The organism is Tyzzerella sp. An114 (genome assembly GCF_002161055.1).
Classification (GTDB): domain Bacteria; phylum Bacillota; class Clostridia; order Lachnospirales; family Anaerotignaceae; genus Fimicola; species Fimicola cottocaccae.
On sequence record NZ_NFLT01000010.1, the window covers coordinates 26,079 to 42,871 of the forward strand.

18 protein-coding genes and 1 riboswitch are annotated in these 16,793 nt (G+C 31.8%); of the genes, 5 read left to right on the plus strand and 13 right to left on the minus strand.

Annotated elements, in window-relative coordinates:
- Position 1: 1 nt before the first annotated feature.
- The gene (locus tag B5E58_RS09610) at positions 2 to 1,009 is read left to right on the plus strand and encodes a permease (RefSeq protein WP_164493552.1); all 1,008 of its coding nucleotides are present in this window, start codon (positions 2 to 4) and stop codon (positions 1,007 to 1,009) included.
- Positions 1,010 to 1,141: 132 nt separating this feature from the next.
- Complete coding sequence (locus B5E58_RS09615) at positions 1,142 to 2,734, plus strand: peptide chain release factor 3 (protein ID WP_088109458.1); 1,593 nt, start codon at positions 1,142 to 1,144, stop codon at positions 2,732 to 2,734.
- A 32-nt stretch (positions 2,735 to 2,766) separates the two neighbouring features.
- On the opposite strand, the gene B5E58_RS09620 is transcribed toward B5E58_RS09615, so the two are convergent.
- A complete protein-coding gene (locus B5E58_RS09620; protein ID WP_088109459.1) occupies positions 2,767 to 3,024 on the minus strand; it encodes a hypothetical protein in 258 nt (85 codons plus the stop codon).
- Between the two features lie 183 nt (positions 3,025 to 3,207).
- Between B5E58_RS09620 and sigG the strand changes: the two genes are divergently transcribed.
- Positions 3,208 to 3,981 (plus strand): RNA polymerase sporulation sigma factor SigG, encoded by a 774-nt coding sequence (gene sigG / locus B5E58_RS09625; RefSeq protein ID WP_088109460.1) that lies wholly within the window; start codon positions 3,208 to 3,210, stop codon positions 3,979 to 3,981.
- A 43-nt stretch (positions 3,982 to 4,024) separates the two neighbouring features.
- On the opposite strand, the gene brnQ is transcribed toward sigG, so the two are convergent.
- Positions 4,025 to 5,299, minus strand: a complete 1,275-nt coding sequence (brnQ, locus tag B5E58_RS09630) for a branched-chain amino acid transport system II carrier protein (protein WP_088109461.1) — start codon at positions 5,297 to 5,299, stop codon at positions 4,025 to 4,027.
- A gap of 298 nt (positions 5,300 to 5,597) precedes the next feature.
- Between brnQ and B5E58_RS09635 the strand changes: the two genes are divergently transcribed.
- Positions 5,598 to 6,293: a helix-turn-helix domain-containing protein gene (locus B5E58_RS09635; protein ID WP_088109462.1), complete on the plus strand. Its 696-nt coding sequence runs from the start codon at positions 5,598 to 5,600 to the stop codon at positions 6,291 to 6,293.
- A 36-nt stretch (positions 6,294 to 6,329) separates the two neighbouring features.
- On the opposite strand, the gene B5E58_RS13945 is transcribed toward B5E58_RS09635, so the two are convergent.
- A complete protein-coding gene (locus B5E58_RS13945) occupies positions 6,330 to 6,662 on the minus strand; it encodes a hypothetical protein (RefSeq protein ID WP_330395638.1) in 333 nt (110 codons plus the stop codon).
- A gap of 18 nt (positions 6,663 to 6,680) precedes the next feature.
- A complete protein-coding gene (locus B5E58_RS09640; RefSeq protein ID WP_330395639.1) occupies positions 6,681 to 7,949 on the minus strand; it encodes a hypothetical protein in 1,269 nt (422 codons plus the stop codon).
- Between the two features lie 222 nt (positions 7,950 to 8,171).
- Here B5E58_RS09640 and B5E58_RS09645 point away from each other — a divergent pair, with 222 nt between their 5' ends.
- Positions 8,172 to 8,831 (plus strand): adaptor protein MecA, encoded by a 660-nt coding sequence (locus B5E58_RS09645; RefSeq protein WP_088109463.1) that lies wholly within the window; start codon positions 8,172 to 8,174, stop codon positions 8,829 to 8,831.
- Between the two features lie 48 nt (positions 8,832 to 8,879).
- Here B5E58_RS09645 and B5E58_RS09650 read toward each other — a convergent pair whose 3' ends face one another.
- From B5E58_RS09650 to larB, 9 genes are all read right to left on the minus strand, one after another.
- Positions 8,880 to 9,905, minus strand: coding sequence for a copper amine oxidase N-terminal domain-containing protein (locus B5E58_RS09650; protein ID WP_088109464.1), 1,026 nt, complete (start codon positions 9,903 to 9,905; stop codon positions 8,880 to 8,882).
- Between the two features lie 75 nt (positions 9,906 to 9,980).
- Positions 9,981 to 10,607, minus strand: coding sequence for a thiamine phosphate synthase (gene thiE / locus B5E58_RS09655; RefSeq protein WP_242956644.1), 627 nt, complete (start codon positions 10,605 to 10,607; stop codon positions 9,981 to 9,983).
- Positions 10,597 to 11,421: a hydroxyethylthiazole kinase gene (gene thiM / locus B5E58_RS09660; protein WP_158097726.1), complete on the minus strand. Its 825-nt coding sequence runs from the start codon at positions 11,419 to 11,421 to the stop codon at positions 10,597 to 10,599. The genes thiE and thiM overlap by 11 nt, the downstream gene beginning before the upstream one ends.
- On the minus strand, positions 11,414 to 12,220 hold the full coding sequence (thiD, locus tag B5E58_RS09665; RefSeq protein ID WP_088109467.1) for a bifunctional hydroxymethylpyrimidine kinase/phosphomethylpyrimidine kinase: 807 nt from the start codon (positions 12,218 to 12,220) through the stop codon (positions 11,414 to 11,416). The genes thiM and thiD overlap by 8 nt, the downstream gene beginning before the upstream one ends.
- 20 nt (positions 12,221 to 12,240) lie before the next feature.
- Complete coding sequence (gene thiW, locus B5E58_RS09670; protein WP_088109468.1) at positions 12,241 to 12,732, minus strand: energy coupling factor transporter S component ThiW; 492 nt, start codon at positions 12,730 to 12,732, stop codon at positions 12,241 to 12,243.
- 84 nt (positions 12,733 to 12,816) lie between these two features.
- Positions 12,817 to 12,926, minus strand: a riboswitch (TPP riboswitch).
- A gap of 90 nt (positions 12,927 to 13,016) precedes the next feature.
- On the minus strand, positions 13,017 to 13,331 hold the full coding sequence (locus B5E58_RS09675) for a DUF1292 domain-containing protein (protein ID WP_088109469.1): 315 nt from the start codon (positions 13,329 to 13,331) through the stop codon (positions 13,017 to 13,019).
- Positions 13,332 to 13,414: 83 nt separating this feature from the next.
- Entirely contained in the window at positions 13,415 to 14,707 is a 1,293-nt protein-coding gene (locus B5E58_RS09680; RefSeq protein ID WP_088109470.1) for a DEAD/DEAH box helicase, read from the minus strand.
- Between the two features lie 86 nt (positions 14,708 to 14,793).
- Positions 14,794 to 16,044 (minus strand): nickel pincer cofactor biosynthesis protein LarC, encoded by a 1,251-nt coding sequence (gene larC, locus B5E58_RS09685; protein WP_088109471.1) that lies wholly within the window; start codon positions 16,042 to 16,044, stop codon positions 14,794 to 14,796.
- Entirely contained in the window at positions 16,037 to 16,789 is a 753-nt protein-coding gene (gene larB, locus B5E58_RS09690; RefSeq protein ID WP_088109472.1) for a nickel pincer cofactor biosynthesis protein LarB, read from the minus strand. The genes larC and larB overlap by 8 nt, the downstream gene beginning before the upstream one ends.
- Positions 16,790 to 16,793: the final 4 nt, after the last annotated feature.

Consider the following 16,793-nt stretch of genomic DNA (forward strand, 5'->3'; position numbering starts at 1 on the left):
AATGGAAAATATTATAAATTTTATACAATACCAAATACTTGGTATGAAATGGCTTAATGAAATAATAGGAAACTTATTAAAATCTTTGGGAATAGATATTTCAACAAGATTGGGAGGAAGCCTTCAATTTTGGATATATGATGTTTTAAAAATATTTATACTCCTCTCTTTTCTTATATTCTTTATATCTCTTATAGAATCCTATTTCCCACCAGAAAAATGTAAAAGAATATTAGGAAAATACAAAGGAGTCTTTGCAAACACTGTTGCAGCCCTTTTGGGAACAGTAACACCTTTTTGCAGTTGTTCATCAATACCTATATTTATAGGATTTACAAATGCAGGTCTTTCAATGGGTATAACATTTTCGTTTCTTATATCCTCTCCGCTTGTGGACTTAGGTTCACTTGTACTTTTATCAAGTATATTCGGCTTTGAAATAGCATTTTTGTATGTTATTTTGGGAGTTGTCCTTGCTGTAATAGGTGGAACAATAATAGAAAAAATGTCTCTTTCAAAATACATTGAAGACGATGCAAAAGACGAACTGGCAGAACAGAGGGCAGAGTCTTGGAGATGGATACAAGAAAATAGAATTCCTTATGCTTTTAGTATTGTAAAAGGAACAATCAAAAAAGTTTATTTATATGTTCTTATAGGTGTTGGAATAGGTGCTATAATACACAACTGGATACCACAGGAAATTATAATGAAACTTTTGGGAAGCAATAACCCATTTTCAGTAATAGTTGCAACAGTTATAGGCATACCAATGTATGCTGATATTTTCGGAACAATACCTATTGCCGAAGCCCTCTATTTTAAAGGTGCTGGACTTGGTGTTGTATTAAGTTTTATGATGGGTGTAACAGCTTTATCACTTCCATCAATGATTATGCTTAGAAAAGTTGTAAAACCAAAGTTATTAGGAATATTTGTGGCAATAGTGACTGTTGGAATAATAATAACAGGATATATATTCAATTTTGTTCACTATTTTTTAGTTTAATATTTATGGAAGTATCAAAATCATTGATACTTCCCTTTTTTATGCAAAAAATTCTTCTTAAAACACATAATATATGATATAATTCAATATTGGTTATAAATTAAAAGTTTTCGTTAGAAAGGATAATAAGTAATGGCAGAGTTAAACTCAGTTGAAGCAATACAGAAAAGACGTATTTTCGGTATAATATCTCACCCTGATGCTGGTAAAACCACACTTACGGAAAAACTCCTTCTTCATGGAGGTGCCATAAGAAATGCGGGAACAGTAAAGGCTAGAGGTTCAGCAAATTATGCAAAATCAGACTGGATGGAAATAGAGAAAAAACGTGGTATCTCTGTTACATCATCAGTAATGCAATTTGAATACAGAGACAAAATAGTTTCAATCATGGATACACCGGGACATAATGACTTTGGTGAAGACACATACAGAATACTTACATCAGTTGACAGTGCAGTAATGGTTATTGACGCCGCAAAGGGTGTTGAGGCACAGACAAAGAAACTCTTTAAAGTATGTAGTATGAGAGGTATTCCTATTTTCACATTTATAAACAAACTTGACCGTCAGTCAAAAGACCCTCTTGAACTTATGGAAGATTTAGAGGATGCTTTGGGACTTCCTTCTGTGGCTGTAACATGGCCAATAGGAAACGGTCTTACATTTGAAGGAATATATGACAGACTTAAAAACAAAGTGTATCTTTACAGAAAAGACACAGAAATAGACCTTGGTGCAAACGGTGTATTTGGTGATAAATTAGACGGAATAATAAGTGAAGCAAATCTTGACACTTTAAGAAGTGAAATTGAGCTTATTGACGGTGCAGGAAATGAATTTAATATGGAACTTATATCAAAGGGAAAACTTTCACCTGTATTTTTCGGTACAGCTCTTGTTGACTTTGGTGTAACAGAATTTTTAAATCACTTCCTTGATATGTCACCATGTCCAGGACCAAGAAAGACAACAACAGGAGAAGTTTTACCAACAGATGACTTCTTCAGCGGATTTATATTCAAAATACAGGCAAATATGAACCCAGCTCATCGTGACAGACTTGCATTCCTTCGTATATGTTCTGGAACATTCGAAAGAGGAATGAACGTAACACTTTCAAGAACAGGAAAACCATTAAAACTTTCACAGTCAACACATCTTATGGCAAATGACAGAGAAACTGTTGACTTTGCAACAGCAGGAGACGTTATAGGTATATACGATACAGGTAACTATCAGATAGGAGATACTCTTACAACAAGTAAAGAAAAACTTTTCTTCGAGCCTCTCCCAACATTCCCACCTGAACTTTTTATGCGTGTTCGCCCTGTAAATACAATGAAAGCAAAACATTTCCAAAAAGGTGTAACACAGCTTGCTCAGGAAGGTGCAATTCAGGTATACAGAAATGATTTTAATGATGTAATACTTGGTGCTGTTGGACAGCTTCAGTTTGAAGTATTTGAATACAGACTTACAAACGAATACAATTCAGAAGTACGTATGGAGTCCCTTAATTACAGTGTTGCAAGATGGGTTGACACTGAAAACCCTGAAGAACTTAAAAAATACGAAAATACAAGATGTTCTCTTGTATATGATGCTTATGACAGACCAGTTTTACTTTTTGCAAATCAATATACACTTGATACATTTATTGAGAAAAACCCAGAAGTTAAACTTATTGATGCTCTTGATGTTGAAGCAGTTTACGAAAGTTAATTATAAAAAAAGACACTCTTTTGAGTGTCTTTTTATTTTTTATATACTTTTAATATTCTCTCATAATTTTCCCAAGTATCCTCTTTATCAACAGAAGCAAAAAGAGATACATACTCAGAATTTTCAGCAGCAACAAAAGTTATCTCATTAAAAACAACTTTATCCCAAACGAGAAAACCTCTTTTTTTATCAAAAACAACTTCGTCCCATTCTATAATCTCACCAAACTTTTTTCCTTGAACAGCTTCAAGAACATCAAAAAGCTCATCAGTGAAAAAATCTTCCTCCATAAAATAACACCACCTTAAAAGTATTTTATATATTTTATTTAAGTATTACACACAACAAAATATTTTTCAATGCAAATAACTGCGGATTTTGGTTATAAATTGAAAGTATATTTTTTAATCATTGGGAAAAAATTTTTGTATAGGCATAAAAAACCTTATAAAAATTTCGAAGGGACGATTGACATGATTAACAAGGTAGAGATTTGCGGTGTTAATACTTCAAAACTTCCCGTACTTAACAGCGAGGAGAAAAAGGTTCTTTTTGACAGAATACTTGAAGGCGACGAAAAGGCACGAGAGGAATATATATATGGCAATTTAAGGCTTGTTTTAAGCGTTATACAAAAGTTTTCAAACAGAGGGGAATATATGGACGACCTTTTTCAGGTAGGCTGTATAGGGCTTATAAAAGCCATAGATAATTTTGACATAACTCAAGGAGTAAAATTTTCAACTTACGCCGTACCAATGATAATAGGAGAAGTCAGAAGATACCTTCGAGACAATAATTCCATACGTGTAAGCCGTTCAATGCGTGATACAGCATATAAGGCTTTACAGATAAAAGAAAGGCTTACAAAAGAAAAATCAAGGGATATAACAATAGACGAAATAGCAAAAGAAATGGAATTACCAAAAGAACAAGTTGTTATTGCTTTAGACTCAATACAAGACCCTGTATCTCTTTTTGAACCAGTTTTCCATGATGCAGGAGGAGATGCCTTGTATGTAATGGACCAAGTAAGCGACGAAAAGAACAGAGACAGTAAATGGATAGAAAATATATCTATAAACGAGGCTATGAAAAAGCTAAGTGACAGAGAGAAAAAAATATTAAGTCTCCGTTTTTTCGAGGGAAAAACACAGACAGAAGTTTCAGAGGAAGTTGGAATATCACAAGCACAAGTTTCACGTCTTGAAAAAAGTGCTCTTAAAAGTATGAAAAAATGGGTATAAAAAAAGTACAGGCATATGCCTGTACTTTTTTTATTTATATTTCTTATTTATTATTTCCAAATTTAACAAAGTGCCCTATTATTCCAAATATAATTGTAGGTATAACCCAGCTAAATCCAATACTTGCAAAAGGCATTTTCATCATAAAATGACAAGCTATATTATTAACCATAAGTATTTCCATAATACTTGATATAAGAGCACCTAAAGCAGCAAATTTGAATACATTATCATTTTTTATTCTTTCACCGAATATTGTAAGTACAATAAGAGTGATTGCAGAAGGATATATTATACTAAGTATAGGAGATGCAACAGCTATAATATAATCAAGTCCAAGATTAGCAGTAACGGCACTAAATATACATACAAATATTACTATTCCTTTATAAGGAAGTTTACCTTTTGTAATATCATTAAAGAATGCACCTGTTGAACTTACAAGAGCTGCTGCTGTTGTTATACAAGCAAGAGCAACAACTATTGCAAATATTATTGTTCCGAAATTTCCAAAAAGCATTTTAACAATGTTTATAACAAGCTCAGAACGTGAAATTCTTCCTGTAAATAACTCTGAAGATGTTGCTCCAAGATAAGTTAAACCTCCATATATAACAAAAAGTCCTATTCCTGCAACAATTCCACTAGCACCTGTAACAAGGAACTGTTTCTTTTCTGTTGTATATCCTCTCTCTTTAACACTTTTTAAAACTATAACACCAAATATAAGAGATGCTAAAACGTCCATTGTCTGATAACCGGAAGATATACCTTCGGAAATTATATATGTTATTTTAGGCTCAGGAGAAATATTTCCAATAGGGTCAATTATGCCTTTAACTATAAGTATTATAAGCCCAGCAATTAACGCAGGTGTAAGGAATTTTCCAACAATATCAATAACAGAAGATTCATTTATGCAAAGAATTAATATAAGTAAGAAAAACAATACTGATGTGATAACAACATTTACATTCCCAAAAATAGGCATTATTGTCATTTCATGAACAGTTGCAGCAGTTCTAGGTATAGCCAAAAGAGGTCCTATACATAAAACAATAGCAGATGAAAGTATAGTTGAAGGTAATTTCCCAATTCTACCTATAACTCCTTCAATATCACTTTTACATCTAAGCATAGCAAATATTGCGAGAAGTGCAAGACCAATATCAGCAATATAATAACTTATAAAAGCACTAATCCATTCTGCTCCCGCTTGAAGTCCAAGAAAAGGTGGAAATATTACATTTCCTGCACCAAAATACATTGAAAATAATGCAAATCCTATAATTAGGATATCTTTAATTTCTTTTCTCATAAAAAAATCCTTTCACTAGAAATTTATTTTTTGTATACAATTTGCAATTATAACATAAACATTCAACATAATAAAACAAAATTTTTAGAAATTAAATAGTTTTACCATTGTATTATGTGATATACTTTGTAAATAATATACATCAACAGTATAACGTTTTATTATAAAAATCCCATTTTTTATTTATTTAACAAAAGATACACTGTATATTGTTGACAATATATTTTTACAGTCTTATAATCAATCATACTAAATTCACAATAAATTGTTTTCTCAAAAATTCGGAGGTGCTAACACAATGACAGACGATATAGCCTCCTGTATAGGACATCAAATAAGACTTTACAGGAAAGCGGCAAAAATAAGCCTTGATGAACTGGCAAAGCGTATAAACAAGAGCAAAGCTACTGTTTCAAAGTATGAAAACGGTACTATCGCTCTTGATATAACCACTCTTTACAAAATAGCCGAAGCATTAAACATTGATATCATAAACATAATAGAATACAACCGACCACCTAAAAGAATAGGTTTTAAAACATCAAACAGTTTTGAAGAATGTGACACTCTTTATCTTTACCACTATTACGAAAAAAATTATCACTGTTCTGTAATGCGTCTAAGATATGAAAATTCCACAGGTAAAATATATTCCACATTGTATTACAAAGTTTCAGATATAGAAAACACAAGTAAATGTAGTTGTATATATCATGGATATATGAGAAGCTACGACCATATTATAAACTTTGTTCTACAAAACTATTACAGTCATTCTGAAGAAACACTTTTAAACTTTTTTGTTCCTGCAAACAACACTTCAGCAATAGTTGGAATGATGATAGGAATACAAGAAAAAACTCTTAGGCCTGTAAGTTTTAAAGTTATATTGTCAAAAAAACCTCTTTCAATGGAAGAAAGAAAAGAAATGCTTTTAATACCTAAGGAAGTAATAAAAAGACTTGAAGATGACGGAGCTTTAATAATAGAATAAAAAAACTGCGATTAAATCGCAGTTTTTTTATTTTAATTATTTTATTGATGTTATTGTATAAACTCCCTCTTTTTCAGTAGGAACATACTCAATACTTACTGTATCACCTATATTTTTTGTTATAACATCAATATTATCTTTAACATAAACACTGTAAAGCCCTTCTATTCCTGAAAGCTTAATAAAATAACAAGTATTTCCATCTATTACAGCATCTTTTATAAATTCTATTGTTCCCGAAACTGTCTCTCCTGTTGTAATATCTGTTGAAACAATTCCATTACTCTTTAAATATGATTTATATGTCTTTTCGCAACTTTCAACAGTCTCACCAATGGCAACAGTTTGATATTTTTCAATATTAACCATAGCATACATTTTAACAAGTCATGCCCCGTCTTTTAATGCAAGGAAATAAGTTGGCTCTCCTGCAACATTTAAAAGTAATGGGAAAGTTGCTTTATATCCTAAGTGCTGAACTTGACCTTCTGCTGATGACATAGCAGAGAACTCCTCAGCACCTGAAATCTGATAGTATTTAGTCTCTTTTGTTCTCTGGTTCATAAGAACAAAACCAACATTTGAAAGGTCACCACTTACAGATGTAACACCTGTATAAACCCAAACATCATCATCAAGAGCCATATAATTATAGCCTTCTGTTGTTCTCAAACAATCTCTTTGACCAAAAACACTGTTTATAAAACCGTTTCTAAGTTTTCCGTAATAATCATACTGCTCTATAAGAAGCTCAGCGTCATAAACTTTATCAATCCATTGTGGAACGTCTTTTATATCATAATACTGATGTTCACCATTTACAGCATTTACAAGTACAGCTCCCTTAACATCAGTACCACCAAAAAGACCTATTGTATGGTCTATTACAGGGCAAATCCAATAAGGTGTACCATTGTCATTAATTTCAAAATTCATTCCTCTAAACATAGCTGTTGGATATCTAAAACGTATATAACGCATAAGGTCACGACCAAAATGCTCTGAAGGTGAATATTTTATACCCTCATCAAGTTTTACAAGCTCAACATCCTGAGTTGTCATATCAATTCTTATATAGGCTGGTATACCTGTTTTTCTGTTTGTAAGCCATTTTATCTCGCTGGCATACTCTAAAGGTGTAACTCTAACAGGTTTTTGATTGTAATTTATCTGTGAATAGTAATCACTAACTTCATACTGTGAAACCATATCAACCATACTACCCATTTTTCTTTCAGCCAGTATTGCAGCAGAATCTTTATCTAATATAGGTATTTTTGAATAGTTTATCTCGTCTATATCTTCCTCAAAATTTCCGTCACTTACATTTAAAAGTTCACTGTAAGATGAAGCTCTTATAATAGGTGATGAAAGTATATTTCCAGCAATATAAACAATAACAATAAGCCCAACTAAACCGAAAGCTATTTTAAACTTTTTAGGCTTATGATTATTTTCAGAGTATTCATCATTCTTTTTAAATGTGATACCTTTCAAAACACTCCACATATTTAAAATAAGTGCCACAACAACAGCTATAACCATAAACTGCCAAAATTCATTGGACTTTATGTTTATAGGTGGAAGGTACACATAAAACATAATAAACCATGCCACCAAGGTCAATATGACAGGTATAATTTTCTTTTTATTCATATTATCCTCCTATTTTTATTTTGTTGTAATAAAATATAAACCATATAAATATAGTTACGATAACAACAACTTTTTGACTGAAACATACGTAAATAAATATACAAATACCCTCTAATATCCTCTTTACATATAATCATTATTTCATTATACTATAATATATTGTTAATGTAATGACTTGACTTATTATTCTTGGTTAAAATATGAAAAAAAGGAAGTGATACTATGAAAATCGAAAAAATCAGCGACAACCAGATAAAATTCACATTATCAAAAAGCGACCTTACAGAGAGAGACCTTAAAATAGAAGATTTAACAAAAACAAATGAAAAAACAACAGCTCTTTTCCGTGAAATTATGGAGCAAGCTCTTAAAGAGTATGATTTCCATTCAGACAATACACCTTTAATGGTTGAAGCTGTTCCAGCTGCTATGGACGGTATAATGATTATAGTTACAAAACTTCAGGACAGCAAGGATAATAAAGAAGAAAATAAATTCAATATTATGAAGCAAACAAAAGAGCTTAACCGTTTTAAAAGAAAATCAATAATGAGCTTTGAACCTGAAATAAAAGCTGATGACAGCAACATCATAATATATTCATTTGAAAATTTAGATGATGTTACAAATGTATGTGATAGAATATCAAAAAGGTTCAAAGGTATAAGTTCTCTTTTTAAGTATAATGACAGATACTTTATGCTTTTTCAGAATGATATTTCAAAGGGAAATTCAAGCGACTTAAACGATATTGAAATTATTATCAGTGAGTATGGCGAAAAACATATTTCAACAGCAATATCAAAATATTTTCTTATGGAACATGGTGAAAAACTTGTTGAAAACAAAGCTGTACAATTATTATCTGCAAGTTTTGTATAATTAATTTACATAAAAAATGGTGTCTTAAAAAGACACCATTTTTTAATATTACTCTTTAACTATTGAAACAGAATAACCATTTCCTTCTACTTTAACATTATATCCCACCATAACACTAAAGGCTTCTGCTGGAACATACATATTTCCTTCATCATCAATATAAGGAGCAGCACCAAGTTTTAAAGGAGCAGTCATTCCAATCATTCCTTCAACAGAAGAATATGAAATATAACTATCATTGCCAACAGTAAAACTCATTTTACGAGTTTTATCATCAACTGTACAAGTATTTGTGCTTCCGTCCCATGTAATACTCATTCCAAAACTATCAGCCACGGCTCTAAGAGGAACAAAGGCTGTTCCATCTTTTATAATACCTTTTTTAGCAACTTCATTGTAATTTGCATATACACTTATTTCCCCGTCAGTGTATGGTGCAATAACTATTTTATTTAAAACTCCCGGATTTTCAACAGGTTGTCCATTCATATCGTATCCAGACTGATACCATGTAAAGAAACGTACTCCCGGTTTAATATCTTCAATACTTCCCTTTTTATCAGTTCCAAAGAAAGAAACTTCAACATCTTTTCCAGTTTTTAAAGTTAAATCACTTTCATCAGTTGTAATTGACAAAGTATCACCATTATCAATTACAGAATTAACAACATGATATTTTATACAACCTGCATCCATAGGTGTGTTTACTGCAACAGCATAAACATAAGTCTGTCCCGGATAACTCATAGCCATTATAGGACTGTGATAAAAATATATTCCGTCACCTTCTTTAATACTGTCAAAAGCAACTTTTTCACCTGTTCCACTATCTATAAATATTGTTTTTTCATCAATATTATAAATAGTTTCAACATCTTTAACATCTTTTGCAAGTATACTTTTATCGCTCTTTTCAACAACTGTTCCATAAGTTAAAGTTGGGTCTTGAATTTTTGCTACTTCTGTTGTTGTCACTGCAACAGTTTCGGAAACTGCTTCATCAGCATAAACAGCAACAGTTCCAAAAGACATTGTCATAGCAAGAACAATTCCTAAAAGCATTTTGAACTTCATAAAAATTACCTCCTTAAAATAATTTTTTAATTCTTAATTTTTAAGACGGTTATTTTTATAAATTGTTCCTTTTGTTTAAAATTTTAAATCAAAAAATCTTTTTGATACTCCATAAACATCATCAGCACCCATTATGCCAGATGAAACAGCAACACCCTTTATTCCTGTACCTTTAAGTTTTTCTACATTATCAATATTTATTCCACCTATTGCACAGACAGGTATATTTACAGAACTTGTTATATTTTTCAATGTATCAAGAGACATAGGTTTTGCATCGTCTTTTGTAGGTGTAGCAAAGACAGCTCCTGAACCTATATAATCAGCTCCCTGTCTTTCAGCCTCAAGGGCAAGTTCAACAGTGTTTGCAGTAGCTCCCACAATAAGTTTTCCACCTGAAATTCTTTTAACTTCACTTACAGGAATATCTTTTTGTCCCACATGAACTCCCTCAGCACCAACAGCCAAAGCAATATCAACTCTATCATTTATAATTAAAGGCACATTATATTTTTTTGTAAGCTCATGAAGTTTTAAAGCTTTTTCATAATATTCCCTTGATGTTATATTTTTTTCTCTAAGCTGAATAAGAGTAACTCCGCCCTTTAAACTTTCCTCAACAACTTCAAAAAAATCTCTACCTCTAAGTTGTCCATTATCTGTTACAACATAAACTTTTAAAAATTTTCCGTCAAAATTCAAAATGTATTCCCTCCCTAAAATCATAATGAGTATTAGCCATATTATAAACAGCGTCAAAAAGTCTAACTTTAAACATTCCAGCCCCTTCATTATCAAGCAATAATTTTTCAGCAGTCTCACCGCATAAATCCATTGTCAATATACCGAAGGCACAGGCAAGAAACATATCTTTTTCAACTGCTGCAAATCCTCCTGTAAGGGTGGAAGTCATACAGCCTGAACCGCTTATTGTTTTTAAAAACTTACTTCCTCTTGTTATAGTTATCTCTCTTTCACCGTCTGTTATATAATCCTCTGTACCTGTGACAGCAATAACAGAGCCTGTATTTTTAGCTAATATTTTTGCTGTAATTTTATCATTTTCATCAAAATTTTCAACAGAGTCAACACCCTTATTAAGTTTAGGCATACAGCCGGAAAGGACTTTTATTTCAGCAGAATTTCCCTTTATTATAGAGGGCTTTATATTCTGAAGAACAGTTTTTATACTTTCCCTTCTAAAATTAGTAGCACCAACTCCAACAGGGTCAAGTATAATTGGAATACCCTTCTTTTCAGCCTCTTTTCCTGAAATTATAACAGATTTTATTCTTTCATTATCCGGTGTACCTGTATTTAAAACAACAGAATTTGAAACAGCAGTAATTTCAGAAACCTCACCACTATAAAAAGCCATAACAGGAGAAGCCCCCAAAGCTACACATATATTAGCACAATCCTGCATAGTAACAAAATTTGTTATATGATGAACCATAGGGTTTTTCTCTTTTATAAGTTTCAAGTCTTTTTTAAATGTTTCAAAAAAATCATTCATATTTAAGACCTGCTTTTTCAAAAAGTGCATAGAAATGATTTGTAGGTCCTACACCTTTTCCTATATCAAGAGAATGTTCAATGGCAACTGTTATATATTTTTTAGCCTCTTTTACAGCCTCCTCAACAGTCATTCCATTAGCAAGATTTGACGCTATTGCAGAGGAAATTGTACAACCTGTTCCATGAGTATTTTTTGTATGTATTCTATCTGATTTAAGCATAATCATTTTTTCACCGTCAAAAAGAATGTCTGTTGCCTCATTCTCAAGATGACCACCCTTTACAAAAACATTTTTAGCTCCCATTTCATGTATCATTCTTGCAGCTTTTTCCATAGACTCAATATCATCTATTTTCATTCCTGTTATAACTTCAGCCTCAGGAAGATTAGGTGTGAGAACATAAGCAAGAGGTATAAGTCTCTTTATAAGAGCCTCTTTAGCCTCAGGCTGTAAAAGGTCAAAACCATGTTTTGAAACCATTACAGGGTCAATTACAACATTTTCAGGTTTATATTTTTCAAGTCTATCTGCTATTGTATTTATTGTGTCAATCTGTGAAACCATACCTATTTTCACAGCAGAAACTTTTATATCATCAAAAATGGCATCTATCTGAGCCCCTATTATCTCAGGAGAAATATCCTGACAGCCAAAAACTCCCTGTGTATTTTGAACAGTAACAGCTGTTATAACACTCATTCCATAAGTTCCATGGGCAGAAAATGTTTTTAAGTCAGCCTGTATTCCAGCACCTCCACAAGTATCACTTCCTGCTATGGTAAGCACATGTTTCATAAAAATTTACCTCCAAAATATCAATTTTCAATTTTCTTTCCAAGTTTAAGTATTTCTTTAGATTTAAGAACTATATATCCTATTATGCTTCCACCTATTGAGCTTATAGCAAAAGGAATAACGTATGTAAGAGCTCCAGCTTCATTGCCCAGTACAAGAACAGCAAGAGGAACAGCCATAAGACCACCTATAATTCCAGTTCCAACAACCTCACCTATTGCAGTTACAAGTTTATTTTTTGTATACTTATACAAAAGTCCCGCAAGAAGTGCACCTACCATACTTCCAGGGAAAGCCATAATTGAACCTGTTCCCATAAAGTTTCTCAAAAGTGATATACAAAAAGCGTTTACCACTCCATAAAAAGGTCCTAAAAGCACAGCAGAAATTACATTGAGAGCGTGCTGTATAGGAAAACATTTAGCAGCTCCAACAGGAATATATATAATCTGTCCTGCAAGTACTCCTATTGCTATAAACATAGCGGAAATTGTAAGTTTTTTAGTTTTCATAATTAAAACCCCTTTCTAAAAACTTTTTTTAATAAAAAAAGCCAAAATAAAATCATACATAAGTATGTTTTTATTTTGACCTTCTCCGTAAAATCATTGCTTCCCTCCGTCGGCATAATCCGAATCAGGTTCAGGAGTAAAATTTTAGGAAATTTTTCTCAGCTGTCCATTATACAGCACCCCCAGCAAAGTATTAAACTGTATTTTTAGGATAACACTTATTTTTAACATTGTAAAGATTTAATATAAAAAAGCACAGCTTAAAGCTGTGCTTTTAAAAAATATTATTCTTCCTCTTCTTCCTCATCATATAAAGCATAGAAAGCTTCAGAAACTTTGTCAAACTCCTCATCACTTTCGATAAGTCCAAGTTCAATTTCTTCTCCTTCTTCTTTATATTCATAAATAAGAACTGTCTCATCAGTTATTGGTAAAAGAGCAATATATTCTTTTCCCTCAACTTCAAAAACTCCAAGGATACCACATTCAACTTCTGTATCATCATCAAGTGTTAAAAACATTGTATCCATTTCTTCTTCATGGTCATGGTCACAACCACAGCCGCATCCACATTCTAATTCTTTATCTTTTTCGCTCATGTTAAACTCTCCTTTAAAATAGATTTTTTGCATAAGCAATAGTATGCTAATTTTATTCTATAACATAATACAACTTATAACAATTATTTTTTTATATTTTTTTGTTTTTTTAAAGATTTTTCAGCCTTTTTAGCAAAAAATCCTTTATCTTTATTTACGTTTTCTTTATCTGTTTTTACTCTTTTCATAGCTTCAAAAGGCTTTAAGTTTTTATTAATCTTTTTAGCAGGTATGTTTTTAGCCTCAACAAGCTTTCCATAGGACATTTCCATATGTTTGAACTTTATTCCCAAAGTCTTTTCATATTTTCTTATCCATTTTTTCTCAAAATCTGTAACTACTGATATACATTTTCCCTTTTCTCCTGCTCGTCCTGTTCTTCCTGCTCTGTGAAGATAATAAACAGGCTCTTCCGGTATATCAATATTTATAACATGGGTAACCCCTGGAATATCAAGTCCCCTAGCACTTAAGTCTGAAGATACAAGTATATTAACTCTACCCTCTCTCATATCCTCAATGGCATTTCTTCTGTCATATTTATGAGCCTTTCCATAAATTCCAACAGCTTTTATACCATGATAATTAAGTTTATCAACAATAACTTCTATATTTTCATTGTTATTTATAAACACAATACCTTTTTTAATATTCTCCCCATGAACAAGCTTTCTTATAACAATTATTTTTTCTCTCTGTTCTGCTGTTATATAAATATGTTCAATATTCTCAGGAAGTTTTTCATTACTTGAAACATTTAAAAATACAGGCTCTTTCATTAAAGCCATAGCTCTTTTTGAAGCCTCATCTGTAACAGAAGCTGAAAGCATTACAATCTGTCTATCTCTCAAAGTAGTTTTGACAACAGCCTCAACACCTGAAATATTAAGGTCATCAATCATTCTATCAGCTTCATCAATAACTATTGTTTTTACAGTGTGAGCCTGAATTTTTCTCTTTTTAATAAGGTCAAATATTCTACCTGATGAGCCAATTACAATCTGTGGTTTCTCTTTGAGTTTATCAATTTGACGCTGTATATTAGCACCACCTATTATAAGGGCAGATTTTACATTAACACCTGAATTTTCAGCTAAAAGCTCAGCTTGTCTATAAACTTGAACTGCCAATTCGTGAGTAGGTGTAAGTATTATAGCTTGAGTTGAGCGAAGTGTTGTATCAACATTCATAAATAAAGGTAAAAGATATGCTAATGTTTTACCTGAACCAGTATAAGACATAGCAACAATATCTTTTTTATCCATAAATGGTTTTATTATAATACTCTGTATTTCAGTTGGGATTGTTATACCTTGTTTTTCAAGACCTTTTACAAGCTCTGGCATAACTCCCGCTTTTTCAAAACTATTTTCCATTTCAAAAATCCTTTCACAAAATATACGAAACATTAACTATCGGTTAAATATTATATATTAACAAAAAGGGTATTGTCTAGGAAAAATTAAAATAAAGATTTTTTACATTCATACTTTATAGTATTAATACATTCATCAAAGCCTATATTGTTATAATCACATAATTTTTTAACATCTTCATACTCTGGATAACAATATACTTTTCCTTTTCGTCTACAAACTTTTATATTACAATTTCCAAGAGATGATTTAAAATTTATAAACTCTCTATCCATTATATCTCTATCAACTGTATATTTTCTTATGCCTATTGTTGTTAAATTTTCAAAAATAGTATCAGATAAAATTTCAACCTTCGAATAATCACAAAGTACAGAGAGCATAACAGCCGGTCTATTCTTTTTCATATAAATATTTGTAAAAAATACATCTCTTGCACCTTTTTCAAAAAGTTTATCCATTGTATAAGAGAGAGCCTCCGGTGTAGAGTCATCAACATTAGTTTCTATCATAACAACTTTTTCTTCTTCTGTTTCTTTTTCTTCTCTTAAAATCATAACTCTTAAAATATTAGCATTTTTAAAGTCTTTCTTTCCAGTTCCTATTCCTGTTTTTATTATTTTAAATTTTTTAGGAAGTTTTCTTTCTGTTGAAAGACTGGCGGCAATTCCTGCACCAGTAGGAGTTATCATTTCCCCTCTATTATCTGTAATTTTCATGCTTAAATCACAATCAGAAAATATATTTAAAACAGCAGGAACAGGAACAGGCAAAACACCATGTTGACAATTTACATAGCCTTGTCCCTCATAAATTTCAGAAAAAACAAATCTCTTTATACCTAAATTGTCAATACATACAGCTGTTGCAACAATATCAACTATTGAATCAACAGCTCCAACCTCATGGAAATGAACTTCACTCAAAGGTTTATTGTGAGCCTTTGACTCAGCCAAAGCAACTTTCATAAATATATCTTTTGAAATATTTTTTGCATTTTCTGTTATGCCACTTTTATCTATTATTTCAAAAATATCATTTACATTTCTATGGATATGGTTGTGGTGGTGATGATGTTCATGGTGGTGACTGTGTTCATGCTTATGACTATGTTCGTGTTCATGATAATGTTCTTCATCAAGTATTACATCAAATCTTCCTCCGTCAATACCACACTTTTCACGTCTGCCTATTTCAATTTTATAGCCTGAAACATTAAGACTTTCAAGGGCTTTTAATAAAACATCTTTATCAGCACCAATATCAATTAGAGCTGAAACAGTCATATCCCCGCTTATGCCTGAAAAACATTCAAAATAAAGTATATCTTCATTCATTTTTATCAACCGCCAATCTATTTATTTGTGTACTCATATATCCTGCACCGAAACCGTTATCTATATTTACAACGGCTATTCCCTCAGCACAGGAATTAATCATTGTCAAGAGAGCTGAAAGACCTGAAAAATTTGCACCATAACCTATTGATGTAGGAACAGCAATAACAGGCTTATCAACAAGTCCTGCAATAACCCCTGCCAAAGCTCCCTCCATTCCAGCAACAGCAACAACACAATTTGCCTTTCTTATATCATCTATTTTTGAAAGAAGTCTATGTATCCCCGCAACTCCCACATCATAAACTCTCGAAACTTCACTTCCAAAAAATTCTGCTGTCTGTGCTGCCTCCTCTGCAACAGGTATATCAGAAGTCCCCCCTGTACACACAGCAATAAGACCTTTTTTTATAATATTTTCATTCTGAATTTTTATTATTCTTGAAAGCTCATCATATTGTGCTTTTGGAACTATTTTTTTCACAGCTTCAAACTGTTCTTTTGATGCCCTTGTTCCCAAAACATCTATACCGTCATCATAAAAACTTTTAAATATTTTAACAAGATGTTCTGTTGTCTTTCCGCTACAATATACAACCTCGCCAAAGCCACTTCTAAGTTTTCTGTGGTGGTCAAGTTTTGCAAAGCCTAAATCTTCATAGGGAAGTTTTTTTAAAATTTCTTCACCTTCATTTATATCAATCTCACCACTTTTTATTTTTTCAAGAAATATGCGTGTATCCAAAAAA